Below are 15119 nucleotides of genomic sequence, written 5' to 3' on the forward strand. Positions count from 1 at the left end.
CGGGGTGTCTCCTGTGTCTCGTCGCCCGGTCAGGCCAGTGTCTTGCTCGTGTCTGCCAGGGCTTCCGTATCCACTGCCCGGCCCTGGTTCATCCACTTGCGCGCGAGCTTCAGCTCACGTGCGTTGTTCACGGCGATGACACCTCTCACATGTCCTTCGCCCACGAAAAACAGCGTCGCGCGTCGCGCGGCAAGCTCGCCGCGCACGACGAGCTGCGCATCGGCCGGCAGGTCGCCGAGGATCTGCAGGTTCACGTCGTACTGATCGGACCAGAACCACGGAATCTCCGCGTATGGTGCACGCACGCCGAGCACGGCTTTCGCGGCCGCGATCGCCTGGTTCTGCGCGTTGGCCCACGATTCGAGCCGCACGCGCCGCTTCAGCCAGCCGTTGTGATGGTTCGCGACGTCGCCGCACGCGAAGATCGCCGGGTCGCTGGTCGCGCCGAATTCGTCGACGACGATGCCGTCGTCGATCGCCAGCCCCGCATCGCTCGCGAGCGACGCGTTCAGCGCGAGGCCGATGCCGGCCACCGCGAAATCGGCGTCGATCGTCGTGCCGTCGGCGAGCGTCGCGCGCACCTTCGATGCGTCGTCGGGCTGCGCGTCGAGCGACGCGAGCGCCGCACCGAGCCGCACGTCGACGCCGTTCGAGCGATGCAGGTCGAGCAGGAAATCCGACACGATCTGCGGCACCGAGCGGCCGCACAGCCGCGGCGCGCCTTCGACCACGACCGCTTCGACGCCGAGCTTGCGCGCGGTCGCAGCAACTTCGAGACCGATCCAGCCGCCGCCGATCACGAGCACGCGCCGGCTCGCGCGCAGCTTCTCGCCGAGCGCGGCCGCTTCGTCGAGCGTGCGCAGGTAATGCAGGTTCGGGGTCTTCACGAGCGCATCCGGCAGGCGGCGCGACGTGCCGCCAGTCGCGATCACGAGCCGGTCGTATTCGATCTCGCGGCCGCTTTCGGTTGTCACGACACGGCGTGCACGGTCGATCGATGCGGCGCGTTCCGGCTGCCATGCTTCGACGTTCAGCGCGTCGAATTCGTCGGGACGCACGACGCGCACGGTTTCGATGTCGGCGTCGCCGGCCAGCACGGCCTTCGACAGCGGCGGGCGCTCATACGGCAGATGCGGTTCGTCGGCGATCATCACGAGACGGCCCGCAAAGCCTTCCGCGCGCAGCGTCTTCAGCACCCAGCCGGCGGCCTGGCCGCCGCCGATCACGACGACCGTGCCGGGCGCTGCCTGCGCCTGTTCGTTCCCTTCGCTCATGATTTCCGCTCCGTCATGAACTTGCCTTCCGGCGCCTTCGCGTTCTTCTGGCGGCGCGTGTTGCCGTCGAGGCCGCCGTCGACGGCCCATTCGGCGAACACGGTCGGGCCCGGCTCGAATTCACGCGGTTGCCACTCGGGCGTCAGCACGTCTTCGTCCGCGTAATACTCGATCAGGCCGCCGGCCGGGTTCTGGAAGTACCAGAAGTACGCGGACGACACCGGGTGACGACCCGGGCCGAGTTGCGTTTCCCAGCCGCAGCGGTCGATGTGCATGCCGCCGCCGAACACCTCGTGGATGTCGCGCACGGTGAACGCGACGTGGTTCAGGCCGCGCTTTCCGTTCGGCAGCGCGAGCAGGAACAGGTCGTGGTGGCCGCCGTGCGGCGCGCAGCGCATGAACGCGCCGCGGCCCGGGTAACGGTCGGACGTCTCGAAACCCAGCAGCTCGTGATAGAACTTTTCCTGCGCGTCGAGGCAGTTCGTGAAGAACACCACGTGCCCGACCTCGACCGGCTCCGCACGTGCATAGATCGGGCTCGGCTGGTCGACGCGCAGCGTCTGGCCCCACACGTTCGACGGCGAGCCCGTGATGTCGAGTTCGCGCTTGCGCGTGACTTCGATGCGGATCGCCATCCCGTTCGGGTCGATGCAGCCGACTGCATCGTCCTGCGCGTAGTAACCCGGCTGGCCGGCGAGCTTCGTGCGCAGCGCGTCGAGTTCCTGTTGCGTCGCGACGCCCCACGTGACTTCACGCAGCGTCGGGCCCGCTTCGAACGCGGGCGGCAGCGCCGGATCGTCGGCCTTGACGGCCAGCACGGTGCAGCCGTTCAGCGTCTCGAAGCGTGCACGCGTGTCGTCGTGCGAGACTTCCTTCATCCCCCAGTCGGCGAAAAAGCGCCGGCAGGTCGCGAGGTCGTCGACGCCGTACGTGATCTGCTCGATTCCCAAAATGCTCATTGCGTCATTCCCCTTCGCTCAGTTCGCCCACGGCAGCGGCGCGTCGTTCAAGCCCCAGTAGAGGCTCTTCTGCTGCATGTATTCGCGGATGCCGAGACGCCCCTTCTCGCGCCCCATCCCGCTCTCCTTCCAGCCCGAGAACGGCGTGGAGATCGAGAACAGCTTGTACGTGTTGATCCACACGGTGCCCGTTTCGAGCGCGCGTGCAATACGCCATGCACGCTTGTAGTCGCGCGTCCAGATGCCGGCGGCCAGGCCGAACACGCTGTCGTTCGCCTGCGCGATCAGCGACGCTTCGTCGTCGAACGGCATCGCGACGAGCACGGGCCCGAAGATTTCTTCCTGGCAGATGCGCGCACTGTTCGGCAAGCCTTCGAGAATCGTCGGCTGATAGAAGAAGCCGTTCTCGCGCCCGTCGCCCGACGGCCGTTCGCCGCCACACAGCAGGCGGCCGCCCTCCTCGAGGCCGAGCGCCACGTAGCGCTCCACCGATTCGCGATGCTTCGCGGTGATCAGCGGCCCCATCTGCGTGTCGGGCCGCGTCGGGTCGCCCACGCGCAGCTTGCGTGCGCCCGCGACCAGGCGCTTCATGAATTCGTCGTACACCGAACGCTGAACGAACAGCCGCGAGCCCGCGATGCACGCTTCGCCCGACGAGCTGAAGATGCCGTACAGCACGCCGTTGACCGCGTGATCGAGATCGGCGTCGTCGCACACGATGGTCGGCGACTTGCCGCCGAGTTCGAGCGACACGGGCATCAGCTTCTCGGCCGCGATGCGCGCGATGCCGCGACCCACTTCGGTGCCGCCGGTGAACGACACCTTCTTCACTAGCGGATGACGCACGAGTACGTCACCGATCACCGAGCCCTTGCCCGGCAGCACGCTCAGCACGCCCTTCGGCACACCGGCCTCCTCGCAGATGCGAGCCAGCGCGAGCGACACCAGCGGCGTGACTTCCGCCGGCTTGAGCACCACCGCGTTGCCACCGGCGAGCGCCGGCGCGAGCTTCTGCGCATCGGACGCGATCGGCGAATTCCACGGCGTGATCGCCGCGATCACGCCGATCGGCTCGTACACGCTCATCGTCAGGTAGTCGCCGCGCGACGGCGTCAGTTCCTCGTCGAGTGTTTCGAGGCACGCCGCGAAATAGCGGAACGTGTTCGCGGCACTGGCCACCAGTACGCGCGTTTCGCTGATCGGCTTGCCGTTGTCGCGGCGCTGCAGGTTCGCGAGCGCCTCGTGGCGCTGCATGATCAGGTCGGCGATGCGGTACAGCACCTGCGCGCGCAGGTGCGGCTTCAGCCCGGCCCAGTCGGCGCGGCGCCAGGCGGCGTCAGCCGCCACGACGGCTTCGGCCGCGTCTTCCGCGTTCGCGGTCGACACTTCCATGTTCAGCGACTGGTCGGCCGGATAGATGCTCGCGTAAGGCGCGCCACGTCCGCGCCGCCATTCGCCGCCGATCAGGATGTTGCCGTCGGGTACGAGGCTCGTATCGAAAGGAGTCATGTCACAAGTCCCACAAATCTGTCTCTGCACGTCCGCCCTCGCCGTGGCGCGGGCGGCCATTCAATGGCCCGGTCAGATCACGCAGCGGGCCGCGCGGTTGCGCAGCGCGCGGATCGCGCTGTACGCCGTCAGCGCGGACGTCTTCGGGTTGTCGGGCAGCGGCTTGCCGCTCATTTCCAGCGACATCTCGCCGAATGCGCCGCGCGCGGTGATGCGGTGCACGTTGCGCGCGACGGCCGGATCGGCAATCAGGCGCACGTGCGTCGCGTCGAGGCCGAGGCCCGCGAGCGCGACGGTGGCCGCGACGTTCGCGTTCTTCGGATACAGGCGCGCGGCATCGCGCGCGCTGCCTTCGAAGATCACCTTTTCCTCGGTCATCGCGCGCAGGTCGCACAATTCCTCGGCGGGCGTGCCGAGCCAGCCGAGCGGCGGCTTGCGGCCCACGTACAGCACTTCGTCGAGGCCGCCCTGCTTCGCGGATGCCAGCGCGTCGATCCCGCCGATCGCGCCGGACAGCAGCGTCACCGTCGCGTCGCCTTCGTCAGCCGCCTGCGCGAGCACGTCGAGCAGCGCGAGATCGGACAGCGCGCCGATCGACGCGACCGCGCAATCGGTGCCGGCCTTCAACAGCGGCACGACGTGGTCGACGAGCGCGCTGTGGCCCGCGCATTCGAGCGCGAACTCGGGGCGGCGGGCCAGTGCGTCGACCGACGACACGACCTCCACCGCGCCGCCCAGCACGCCCTGCACCGCCGCGCGCTGGTGTTCCGGCACGATCACGTGCGCGATGCGCAGCGACGCATCGTGCTCGACCGCGTGGTACACGGCCGCGCCGATCGCACCGAAGCCGATCATCGCGACGTCGACGGGTGCGTGGTGGTTACGCATACTGGCGCTCCGACGGCTCTTCCTTCTTCACCGGCGGGCCTGCGAAGTTCGATGCGAACGAGCCGACCGACAGCATGTCGACCTCGACCATCACCGGGCCCTCCTTCGCCATCCCTTCACGCACGATCGCTTCCGCGTCGTCGAGCGACGTGATCCGGTAGTGCGTGAGGCCGAAGCTCGCGCAGAACTGCGCGAAATCGGGCTGGTGCAGCTGCACGAAGCAGCGGCGGCCACCGTAGTGCGCATCCTGGATGTTGCGGATCACGCCGTAGCACTGGTCGTTCATCAGCACGATCATCACGTTCGCGTTTTCCTGCACGGCCGTGACGAGCTCGCCGACGTTGACCATCAGGCCGCCGTCGCCGACGAGACAGACCGTCTTCGCGGCCGCATCCGCCAGCGCCGCGCCGATGCCCATCTGGATGCCCTGGCCGATGCCACCGCCGAGCGCATGCACGCCCGAGCGCGGCTCGAAGATCTTCAGCAGGCGGTTGCCCCACGTGCTGTTCGAGATCGTCACGTCGCGCACCCAGTTGTAGTCGCGGCCGACGGCGCCTTGCAGCGTGTCGACGAGCTTTTTGTACGGCCCGAGGCCCTTCGACACGTCGGCCACCGCCTGCTCGCGGGCTGCCGCGAGATCGGCGGCGAACTGCGGATCGACCGACAGGCGGCCTTCGAGCTGGTCGGCCAGCTCGGCCAGCACGCGCTTCGAATCGCCATGCACGAACAGCTCGTTGCGATAGCCGCGGTTGTCGGCGAGCGCGTCGGCATCGACGCGGAACAGCGGCTGCGGCAGCGCGAGCTTGTACTTCAGCGTCTCGTTGCCGCGCAGGCGCGAGCCGACGACGACGAGCGCATCGCAGGTCTTGTAGAACGCTTCGACGGACGCGTGCACGTTGAACGCGCCGAGCGTCGCCGGGTGATCCTCGGGCAGCACGCCGCGGCCCTGCACGCTCGTCACGACGCCGAAGCCGAGCTTCACGAGGCGTTCGACTTCCTCGCGTGCGTGGCGCGCGCCGCCGCCGAGCCACAGCAGCGGACGGCGCTTGGCCGCCAGTGCGTCGGCGAGCTTCGCGACGCGGGCGGTGTCGTGCTCGCGCACCGCGACGTGTGCCGGCGCGAGGTCTTCCGGCCATTCGATTTCAGCGGCCTGGATGTCGATCGGAATCTCGACCGATACGGGGCCCGTCGGCGCCGTCTGCGCGATGCGCACGGCTTCGCGGATCGTCGGCAGCACGGTTTCGACCGTGCGCACGCGGAACGCGGCCTTCGAGATCGAATGCAGCATCGACAGCTGGTCCGGCGCTTCGTGGATGTACGCGAGATCCTGGTCGAGATACGGCGTCTCGATCTGCCCCGTGACGTGCAGCAGCGCGGTGCCGGCCGTCAGCGCCTCGACCATCGCGCCGGCCGCGTTGCCCGCCGCCGTGCCCGTGCTCGTGAACGCGACGCCGAGGCCGCCCGACACGCGGGCCAGGCCGTCGGCCATGTTCAATGCACCCGCTTCACCGCGTGCGCCGACATACCGGATGTTGCCGCGCGAGTTGATCGCGTCGAGGATCGGCATGTTGTGGATCGAGATGACACCGAATGCGGTCTTCACGCCGCACTGCTCGAGAAAGGCGGCAATCAGCTCGCCAACCGTGGTTTTTTTAGACATGGCGTGCAAAGCCTCCAGAAACGTCGATATGGCTGCCCGTCGTGTAGGACGACAGATGCGTTGCGAGATAAAAGAGTGCCCAGGCGGCCTCGTCAGGCTTGCCGAAGCGGTTCAGCGGAATGTTCTTCGTGCGGGCGAGCGCGCCCGTCCAGTCCTCCCAGCTTTCACCGGACTGCGCCTGCGTTTCGTAACGGCGGCGCCACTGGCCCGACTCGACGATGCCGATCAGGATCGAGTTCACGCGGATGCGCTGCGGCGCGAGTTCGGTCGCGAGCGACTTCACGAGGCTCAGCACGCCCGCACGCGCCGACGACGTCGCGACCATGTGCGGCTCCGGCTGCAGCGCGAGCAGCGAGTTCACGCAGGTGATCGTCGGCGCCTGCGCGTCGCGCAGCAGCGGCAGGAACGCGCGGGTCGGGCGGATGATGCTGAAATACTTCAGTTCGAGCTCTTCGCGCCACGCGTCGTCGGTCGTGTCGGCGAAGGTCGACACGCGGCCCTGGCCGGCGTTGTTGACCAGCATGTCGGCACGGCCGAAGCGTGTCGAAACCGCTTGCGAAAATGCAGCCACATCCTGCTCGTCGAGCACGTTGCAACGTGCGGCGAGCAGTTGCGCACCCGGGTATTTTTCAACGAGCATCGCTTCGGCGCGCGCCAGGCGCTCGCCGTCGCGGCCGCAAATCGCAACCGATGCGCCCGCCTGCAGGAACCGTTCGGCGGTCGCGAGGCCGATGCCGGACGAACCGCCCGTCACCACCGCCACCTGCCCGGTCAGATCGATCTGAATCATCGGAGTCCTAAAGCCTTGAGAAACGTGTGCTCGTCATCCGAGCGGTAATTGAGCCGCCGCGACAGTTCCGCCGCCGCGCGCTGCACCTTGTCGATCAGCCCGTCGGCGATCAGTGCCGCATCGATCTCCGGGCGCGGCACCGTCACCGTGATGCACGCAACGATCTTCTGCGTCTCGTTGCGCACCGGCGCCGTGACCACCGAGATACCGCGCTCGAACGACGAATTGCTGACGCCGTAGCCGCGCAGCGCATCCTCGCGGATCACTTCATACAGCGCATCGACCGTTTCCGGCGTCGCGCTCGTCATCCGGTTCAGCGCGCCTTCCGGATACAGCGCATGCAGTTCCTTCAACGACAGGTCGCCCATCAGCACATGGCCGTGCGTCGTCGCATGCGCGGGCAGGCGGGTGCCGACGTTCACGCGGATCGAGCTGAACACCGGCGCCTGGCTTTGCGCCTTCGCGACGAACACCACATCACGGCCGTCGCGGATCACGATGTGCGTCGTGAAGCCGGTCGCGTCGCGCAGGCTCTCGATCACGGGCAGGCCCAGATCGGTCAGCTCCAGCGAGCTCAGGTATTCGAAGCCGAGCCGCAGCACGGCGATGCCGAGCTTGTAGTTGCGATCCTTGTCCGCGCGCTCGAGGAAGCCGAGCGATTCGAGCGTCTGCAGCAGACGGAACACCGTCGTGCGCGGAATGCCGAGCCGCTTCGACAACTCCGGCGCGCCGAGCACGGGCTCGCGCGGCGAGAATTCAGCGAGAATCCGCAGCCCGCGTTCGAGGCCGGGTACCACGTAGCTGGCTTCGGCCTTGCCGTTTTCGGAATCAGGTTGTTGCAGCGGTTCGTTCATGCCAGTCCCCGCTGTTGGTCGCACTGACGGCAGAACGTGTCGATCAGTGCGGAATAAACGGCCGGTGCTTCCACGTAGCCGGCATGACCTGCTTGCGGAATCACCTGCAGCCCGACGTGCGCGGCCGCGGCAATCCGCTCGCACGCGGCGGGCGGCGTGATCGCGTCGTTCGCGCCGACGGCCACGGCCGTGCGGCCGCGAAAGCCGGCGAGATCCGTTGCGAGATCGGCGTTCGCGAGCAGATGCGTGGCCTGCGCGTAGCCGGCCGGCACGATGCGCGCCATGTTCCAGCGCACCCATGCACGTGCATCCTCGTTCGCGAAACCGGACAGCATGTTGCCGCTGCGCTGCTCGGCAAGCCCGGCCGGGCCGAGTTCGGCTAGCATCGCGAGCCGCGCGTCGCGGCGCGATTCGCGTGTTTCGGCCGGTGCGCTGCCGTAGCCGCCCGCGGGCGACACCAGCAACAGGCCGGCGATCCGCACGGGCATCACGCGGGCGAGACCGCCCGCGATGATCGCGCCGAGCGAATGACCGACCAGCACGCAGCGTTCGATGCCGAGTGCCTCGAGCCACGCATTCAGCGATGCCGCGTAATCGGTGGCGGCCGGCGACGCGCCGTGCACCGGCGTCGACACGCCATAACCGGGCGCATCCCACGCGAGCACGCGCCGCGATGCGCCGAGCGTGTCGAGCTGGCGGACCCACGATGCGGCGCCCGAACCGATGCCGTGCAGCAGCACGACGGGCAGCGCACGGCCTGCATGCTGCGCGCCGGCCTCGCGATAACCGATCGTGCCCGCTGCGCCGGCCGCGCAACGCTGTTCGGGAAACTGCCCGAGCAGCGTGGCGAACGCCGCGGTGCGGTCGCGTTCACGTTTGTCGATGACACTCATTGCTTCACCCGCTCCGTCTCAGCGCTTGATCTTCGCGAGCGGCGAATCGGGCGGATACGTCGGCGTGATCGGCTTCGGCGAACCGAGCATCACGCACATCAGCGCATCTTCCTCGCCGATGTTGATTTCCGTGCGATACACGCCGGGCGGCACCGAGATCAGGTCGCGCTCGCCGAGGATCGCTTCCCACGTCTCGCCGTCACGTTCGCAGATCACCTTCATCTTGCCGCGCAGCACGAAGAAGATTTCCTCGACGTCCATGTGGATGTGGCTCGGGCCGATGTTGCCGGCCGGGATGACCATCGTCGAGAACGTGAAGCCGCCGGCCGGCACCGTGTTGACGTCCTTCGCGACACCCGTGCCGCCCGTGCCGACGTAGCGCATCTGCGCGCGGCGGTACTTCGGGTCGTAGTCGGCCTGGAACTTCAGTGCGTCCCAGTCGTAGCGACGGGTCGCGTAGCGCGCCACGCGCCCTTCCATCCAGTCGTTGAAGCTTGCGCCTTCCGGCTGGTCCCACGACTTGCGTTCGAGATCGGCGTCCGCCATCGTCCTCTCCTTCATCAGAGTGAAAACTTCAATTCAATCAATTCATCACGAAGCCGCCGTTCACCGGCAGCAATTGACCCGTCACGAAGCGCGCGCCGTCCGATAGCAGGAACAGCACCGGGCCCGTCACGTCGTCGGGCACCTGCGCGCGTGTCAGCGCGCGGCCCTGCATGTAGAACGCGTGGCGCTCGGCCGGCACGTAGGCGGTCGCCTCGACTTCGGTGAGCCCCGGCGCGATCGCGTTGACCGTCACGCCGTGCGCGCCGAACTCGCGTGCCTGCGCATGCGTCATCGCGATCACCGCGCCCTTGCTCGCGACGTATGCGAGCAGCTTCGGCGCGCCCCACAGCGCGGTGTCCGACGCGAGGTTCACGATCGCGCCGCGGCCCGACTGCGCGAGGTACGGCAGCGCCGCATTGCTGACGAGCCACACGCCACGCACGTTCACGTTCATCACGGCGTCCCACGTCGACACGTCGAGCTCGGTCGACAGCTTGCCGCCCGAGTTCGTGATCGCCGCGTTGTTGATCAGCGCATCGATACCGCCGAGCGCCGCTGCGCCCTGCGCGACGAATGCCGTGACGCTCGCCGGATCGGCGAGATCGAGTGCGAAGAAATGCGCGACGTGGCCCGCTTCCGAGAGTTGCGCGGCAAGCGCACGGCCGTCGTCGGCCAGCACGTCGCCGAATGCGACCTGCGCGCCCGCTTCGACGAGCGCCATCACGAACGCCGCGCCGAGCCCGCGCGCGCCGCCCGTGACGAGCACGCGGCGCCCCGCGAGCGACACGACCGGAGCGCGCTCAGCCATTTGCCGGCTCCGATGCGGCCTGCGCCTGCGCCGCGCGATGCGCGTCGAGCGCGGAAAGATGCTCCTGCGCACGCGTGCGCAGCATCCGGCGCACGCGCGTCATGCCGACGTCGTGCTGGTACAGGTATTCGTGATCGCGCGCATTCGGCGCGAGGCTTTCGAGGACGTAGCGGTCCTGCTCGAGCACGTCCCAGTGCAGGCCCTCGAGGCGGTTGCGGTACATGAAGCGCCACACGTCGCGCTGCCAGCCGCTGACCTTGCGGGTGCGCCAGAAATAGACCTGGCAGTTGTCGCCGTCGACCGGCGTCGCGAAGCCGATGATCCCGAAGTTGCCTCCCGGGCCGAACTTCTGCTTGTACGGAATCGCGAGGCGCATCCACAGGCAGCCCGTTTCGCCGAGCTCGACCCAGTCGAAGTTCACGTCGCGCTGGCCGATCTTCTCGAACATCAGGCCCGTTTCCGTCTTGCGCACGCGCATGTCGGCCTGCTTGTCGCCTTCGGCCATCGAGTGCGAGGTGGCATGCAGGTACGCGCCGTGCATCGGGTCCATCACGTTGTCGATCGCGTACTGGTAATTGCACTTCCAGTTCGACACGCACAGGAAGTGGCCGTACGCGTCGTCGACCAGTTCCTCGGGCAGGTTCAGCGGCGCCGGCTCGCCGTGCGCTTCGTCGCCGAACCACAGGAAGATCGCGCCGGCCTTCTCTTCGACCGGATACGACTTCACGCACTTCGTGCCTTCGAGCGGACAGTTCGACACGGCCGGCACACGGTTGACCGTGCCGCCGCCGTCGACTTCGATGCCGTGATACCAGCAGGCGATGTTGCCGCCGAGGTTCCAGCCGAGCGACAGGCGCGCGCCGCGGTGCGGGCAGCGATCTTCGAGCGCGTGGACCTTGCCGTCATGATCGCGCCACAGCACGATCTGCTCGGACAGGCGCGTGAGGCCGACAGGCGCATTCGACACCTGCCAGCTCGGCGCGACGGGATACCAGTAGTTCTTGATGCCGCGGTCGAGATAGGCACGGACCGGGTCGTGTTGTGCTGCGTGTTGTTCGGGGGACGTCATCAGTGTGCTCCGGATGCGGTTGTCGTCGGGTCGGCGATCAGCGCTCAAGCGCTCATTCCGCCAGCGCGGCCATTTCGGCGCGGAAGCGCTCGGCGGTCCACGCCGTGCCGTCCGGCGCGCGGAAGCCGATGCGGTTCAGGCCCGCGACGACGTCGTCCAGCTCGATCGCGCCGGCTTCGAACACGCGTTCGAGCGCATCGCCGAGGTCGTTTTCGTATTGGGTCGGTGCGGCCTTGCGGTTCTGCCAGACCTGGTTCTCGACCTGGCCGGGGATCTCGATCTGCCCCTTGCCCGCGACGTTGTTCGGCTGAGGCGCCACCCACGGCTTCAGGAAGGGATTGAAGTTGACGGTCGCTTCTTTCATGTCATTCCACCTTGATCTGGATTTCCTCGCCGGCGAGACGCACCGCGTACTGCTTCAGTGCGCGTCCGCCCGGACCCTTCAGGCATTCGCCCGTCTTGATGTCGAACACGGCCTCGTGCAGCGGGCATTCGACCGTGCCTTCGTCGACGAACCCCTGCGTCAGCAGCGCGTACGCATGCGGGCACACGTTCTCGAGTGCGTACACCTCGTCGCCGACGCGATAGATCCCGATCTCGACGCCGTCGGTCCGCTTGAACTCGATCGGCGTGTCTTCCGACAGCGCGCCGGCGTGTCCGGCGCAAACCCATTGTTCAGACATCTCACACCCTTCCTTCTGATCGACTCTCGGTTGGTTCCGATTTGTTCCATACCCGGAACAACAGTTTATGGATGGTGATTATAGGAGTGACTTTCCACGAGTAAAACAAAAAGGTGTACGCCCTAGGGAAAACACTGACCGTCGGGTCGGCGATCACGTACACCCATCTCATTAAATGAAATTTTTTGTTATATGACGGGTATTTACCGGGTTTACGCGGGCTTCGCGCAGCGACGCCGGGCATCGGCCGGAAACCCATCCGTCCCGAAAAAATTATTTTTGATACGGAGCTTGACGCCTCTATACTCCATTCCATCAGAGGCACATTGTTCCTTATATGGAACATAAAAATGCCCGCCCGATGGCGAAAACGCGCGACGGCCGGCCGTTCCTGCGCATGCCGCCACGGCACGTTTTCATCAGGTTGGAGATTCAGGAGATCAAATGGTCAAGCATGCGGTAGCAGCGGCGGTGATCGGATTGGGCGCCGCGTCGGGCGCGTGGGCGCAAAGCAGCGTGATGCTGTACGGCAGCATGGATGCGGGTGTCGCGTACGTGAACAACGTCGGCGGCCATGCGAAGTGGGCGATGATCCAGGGCAATACGCAGCCCGACCGGTGGGGCCTGAAAGGCAAGGAAGACCTCGGCGACGGCCTGTCGGCGATCTTCCAGCTCGAAAACGGCTTCTATACGAACAACGGCCAGTTCGCGACCGCGAACACGATCTGGAACCGCGCGGCATTCGTCGGCCTCAGCTCGGAACGCTACGGCACGCTGACGCTCGGCCGCCAGACGCCGCTGTCGTTCGACTATCTCGATCCGCTCAGCACGGCCTACCTCGCGATGAGCTGGTACGCGTTCCACCCCGGCAACATCGACGGGCTCGCCGCGACCGGCAACGTGCCGTACAACAACGCGGTAAAGTACCGCTCGCCGACCTTCGCGGGCTTCTCGGCCGCCGCGACGATGGCGCTCGGCAACACGACGAACTTCTCGACCGGCAAGTCGGTCGGCGTCGCGCTGAACTACGCGAACGGGCCGTTCAAGGCGTCGGCCGTGTACTCGAACGAGCACGACCGCGCGATCCTGATCAGCACGACCGGCATCACGTCGTTCCAGGGGCAGAACACCGCGACCGGCTATACCGCCAGCAAGGTGGAGAACATCGGCGCGGGCGCGTCCTACCAGTTTGGCGACTTCCTCGTGCATGGCCTGTACACGCGCACGAAGATGCAGTCGAACGGCTTTTCGGATACGTTCCAGAGCTACGACGCAGGCGTGAACTACCGCAGCAGCGCGTTCAACACGATCGCGGGCGGCGCGGCGACCACGACGCTGGCCGGCCGCCGCTGGACGCAGGTCGAGCTCGGCGACATCTATTCGCTGTCGAAGCGCACGCAGCTGTATGCGAACGTGCTGGTTGAACACGGTTCGGGCGGTGCGCAGGCCGCGTTCTTCACGGCAGGCGTGTCGAGCACCGCGAACCAGGTGATCGTGCTCACCGGCATCCACCACTCGTTCTGAACGAACGGTGGCAGGCGTTCAGCGCCTGAAACGACAAGAGCGGCCCGCGGGCCGCTCTTCTTCGTTCACGCATGCCATGTGCAGATGCCGTCGCACGCGTCGCGCCGACAACGGGTAGCATCACCGGACCCCGACGAACGGAGACGACCGTGGCCGTCTATTTGCTGGCGCAACTTCGCTTCACGCATCGCGACGCATACGACCGGTATCAGGCCCGCTTCATGGAGGTATTCCGCCGCTTCGACGGCCGCCTGCTCGCGGCCGACGACGCGCCGGTGGCGCTCGAAGGCAATTGGGACCGCAACAAGGTGGTGCTGATGTCGTTTGCCGACGACGCGTCGGCGCGCCGGTTCATCGAGTCGCCCGAGTACCGGGAGATTTCCGAGGATCGCCACGCGGGCGCGGATACGCTCGCGCTGCTCGTGCACGGCCTGCCCGCGTCGAGCGCGTGAGCCCGGCGGCGGCATGGCCACGCGCCGGCCCCGCAGAGCGGAACACTCAGAACATCGCGACCTTGTGGCGCGCGTGCGCGAACGTCGGGTCGCTTTCGAGCGGACGATAGTTCAGCCGCTGTGACAGGTCGACCGCCGCGCCGCATACGGCTTCGACGAGCCGTTCCTTCTCGCGGGCCTCGCCGATCTCCGAGCGCGGCACCGTCGCGGTAATCGCCGAGACGATCGAGCCCGAATGGTCGCGTACGGGTGCGGTCACAGCCGAAATGCCGCTCTCGAATGCCGCCTCGCTCACCGCGTAGCCGAGCCGCGCGTAATGGCGCACGCGTTCGTACAGTTCGTCGACGGTGCCCGGCGTGCGCTCGGTGAACTGCTCGAGCCGCTTTTCCGGATAGAGCTGGCGCAGCGCGTCGCGCGTCAGGTCGCCCATCAACACGTGGCCGTGCACGGTGGCATGTGCGGGCAGGCGCGTGCCGACGTGCACCTTCACCGAACCGAACATCGACGTATTGCTCTGCGCCTTCGCGACGAACACGACGTCGCGCTGGTCGCGGATCAGCAGGTGCGTCGACAGGCCGGTCGCGTCGCGCAGCCGTTCGAGCACCGGGGTGCCGAGATCGGTCAGTTCGAGCGAATTCAGATATTCGAAGCCGAGCCGCAGCACGCCGACGCCGAGCCGGAAATAGCGGTCGCCGTTCACGCGCTCGAGGAAACCGAGCGCTTCAAGCGTCTGCAGCAGGCGGAACGTGGTCGTGCGCGGAATGCCGATGCGCTTCGACAATTCGGGCGCGCCGAGCACGGGCTCGCGCGCGGAGAATTCGGCGAGAATCCGCAGCCCGCGTTCGAGCCCCGGCACCAGATAGGACGAACCGCCGCCGGACGATTCGTCGTCGCCGGGCGCCGCGGATTCGGGCGCGCCGCTCATCGTTGTCTTGGCCATGTGGACATGGACGGAAGGAAATCAGTCACGAAACAGGTCATGGATCGTCGTGGACGGGCGGCCATGCTACCTCAGCGCGCACGCAGGGTCGCACCCGCGCGCATCGCCGCGGCGCAGCATGCGCATCCACGGCCCCACGTATAGTCATTCACGGTCGAGAGGATAGCAGCGATGGACAGCGCGACGCCATGCGGAAATCGCCGGACGGCGGCACGCCGGCCGTGTGCGCGGCGCGCGGCCGACGCATGGCGGCCGACGGGGCCGACGCAT

At 67.1% G+C, this 15119-nt stretch carries 16 protein-coding genes; 2 read left to right on the forward strand and 14 right to left on the reverse strand.

Annotated elements, in window-relative coordinates; all coding sequences use genetic code 11:
- Window positions 1–29 precede the first annotated feature (29 nt).
- The 13 genes from LGN19_RS05530 to LGN19_RS05590 form a co-directional block, all read right to left on the reverse strand.
- Window positions 30–1274, reverse strand: coding sequence for an NAD(P)/FAD-dependent oxidoreductase (locus LGN19_RS05530; RefSeq protein WP_226213531.1), 1245 nt, complete (start codon window positions 1272–1274; stop codon window positions 30–32).
- Window positions 1271–2233 carry a VOC family protein gene (locus LGN19_RS05535; RefSeq protein WP_122947443.1) on the reverse strand — a complete coding sequence of 321 codons (963 nt, stop codon included), beginning with the start codon at window positions 2231–2233 and terminating at the stop codon, window positions 1271–1273. Before LGN19_RS05535 ends, LGN19_RS05530 begins: the two co-directional genes overlap by 4 nt.
- 18 nt (window positions 2234–2251) lie before the next feature.
- Window positions 2252–3742 carry an aldehyde dehydrogenase gene (locus LGN19_RS05540; protein WP_174956280.1) on the reverse strand — a complete coding sequence of 497 codons (1491 nt, stop codon included), beginning with the start codon at window positions 3740–3742 and terminating at the stop codon, window positions 2252–2254.
- A gap of 72 nt (window positions 3743–3814) precedes the next feature.
- Window positions 3815–4630, reverse strand: a complete 816-nt coding sequence (locus LGN19_RS05545; RefSeq protein WP_122947445.1) for an aspartate dehydrogenase — start codon at window positions 4628–4630, stop codon at window positions 3815–3817.
- On the reverse strand, window positions 4623–6290 hold the full coding sequence (locus LGN19_RS05550) for a thiamine pyrophosphate-binding protein (RefSeq protein WP_226213532.1): 1668 nt from the start codon (window positions 6288–6290) through the stop codon (window positions 4623–4625). Before LGN19_RS05550 ends, LGN19_RS05545 begins: the two co-directional genes overlap by 8 nt.
- Window positions 6283–7080, reverse strand: a complete 798-nt coding sequence (locus LGN19_RS05555) for an SDR family oxidoreductase (protein WP_226213533.1) — start codon at window positions 7078–7080, stop codon at window positions 6283–6285. Before LGN19_RS05555 ends, LGN19_RS05550 begins: the two co-directional genes overlap by 8 nt.
- Window positions 7077–7934, reverse strand: a complete 858-nt coding sequence (locus LGN19_RS05560; protein ID WP_226213534.1) for an IclR family transcriptional regulator — start codon at window positions 7932–7934, stop codon at window positions 7077–7079. Before LGN19_RS05560 ends, LGN19_RS05555 begins: the two co-directional genes overlap by 4 nt.
- Entirely contained in the window at window positions 7931–8827 is an 897-nt protein-coding gene (locus LGN19_RS05565) for an alpha/beta fold hydrolase (protein ID WP_226213535.1), read from the reverse strand. The genes LGN19_RS05560 and LGN19_RS05565 overlap by 4 nt, the downstream gene beginning before the upstream one ends.
- An 18-nt stretch (window positions 8828–8845) precedes the next feature.
- The gene (locus LGN19_RS05570; protein ID WP_043177345.1) at window positions 8846–9373 is read right to left on the reverse strand and encodes a cupin domain-containing protein; all 528 of its coding nucleotides are present in this window, start codon (window positions 9371–9373) and stop codon (window positions 8846–8848) included.
- Window positions 9374–9410: 37 nt separating this feature from the next.
- Complete coding sequence (locus LGN19_RS05575; RefSeq protein ID WP_226213536.1) at window positions 9411–10181, reverse strand: SDR family oxidoreductase; 771 nt, start codon at window positions 10179–10181, stop codon at window positions 9411–9413.
- The gene (locus tag LGN19_RS05580; protein ID WP_039344090.1) at window positions 10174–11250 is read right to left on the reverse strand and encodes an aromatic ring-hydroxylating oxygenase subunit alpha; all 1077 of its coding nucleotides are present in this window, start codon (window positions 11248–11250) and stop codon (window positions 10174–10176) included. The genes LGN19_RS05575 and LGN19_RS05580 overlap by 8 nt, the downstream gene beginning before the upstream one ends.
- Window positions 11251–11302: 52 nt before the next feature.
- Window positions 11303–11614: a recombinase-like helix-turn-helix domain-containing protein gene (locus tag LGN19_RS05585; protein ID WP_043177351.1), complete on the reverse strand. Its 312-nt coding sequence runs from the start codon at window positions 11612–11614 to the stop codon at window positions 11303–11305.
- Window position 11615: 1 nt separating this feature from the next.
- Window positions 11616–11933 carry a non-heme iron oxygenase ferredoxin subunit gene (locus LGN19_RS05590; protein ID WP_006758060.1) on the reverse strand — a complete coding sequence of 106 codons (318 nt, stop codon included), beginning with the start codon at window positions 11931–11933 and terminating at the stop codon, window positions 11616–11618.
- A 444-nt stretch (window positions 11934–12377) separates the two neighbouring features.
- Here LGN19_RS05590 and LGN19_RS05595 point away from each other — a divergent pair, with 444 nt between their 5' ends.
- Together LGN19_RS05595 and LGN19_RS05600 are read left to right on the forward strand one after the other, a co-directional pair.
- The gene (locus LGN19_RS05595; protein ID WP_226213537.1) at window positions 12378–13457 is read left to right on the forward strand and encodes a porin; all 1080 of its coding nucleotides are present in this window, start codon (window positions 12378–12380) and stop codon (window positions 13455–13457) included.
- Between the two features lie 149 nt (window positions 13458–13606).
- Window positions 13607–13909, forward strand: coding sequence for a DUF1330 domain-containing protein (locus LGN19_RS05600; RefSeq protein WP_226213538.1), 303 nt, complete (start codon window positions 13607–13609; stop codon window positions 13907–13909).
- Window positions 13910–13955: 46 nt separating this feature from the next.
- Here the strand turns inward: LGN19_RS05600 and LGN19_RS05605 are convergent, their stop codons facing one another.
- A complete protein-coding gene (locus LGN19_RS05605) occupies window positions 13956–14849 on the reverse strand; it encodes an IclR family transcriptional regulator (protein ID WP_226213539.1) in 894 nt (297 codons plus the stop codon).
- Window positions 14850–15119 lie beyond the last annotated feature (270 nt).

This window comes from Burkholderia sp. AU30198 (assembly GCF_020419825.1).
In the GTDB taxonomy this organism is placed as follows: Bacteria; Pseudomonadota; Gammaproteobacteria; order Burkholderiales; family Burkholderiaceae; genus Burkholderia.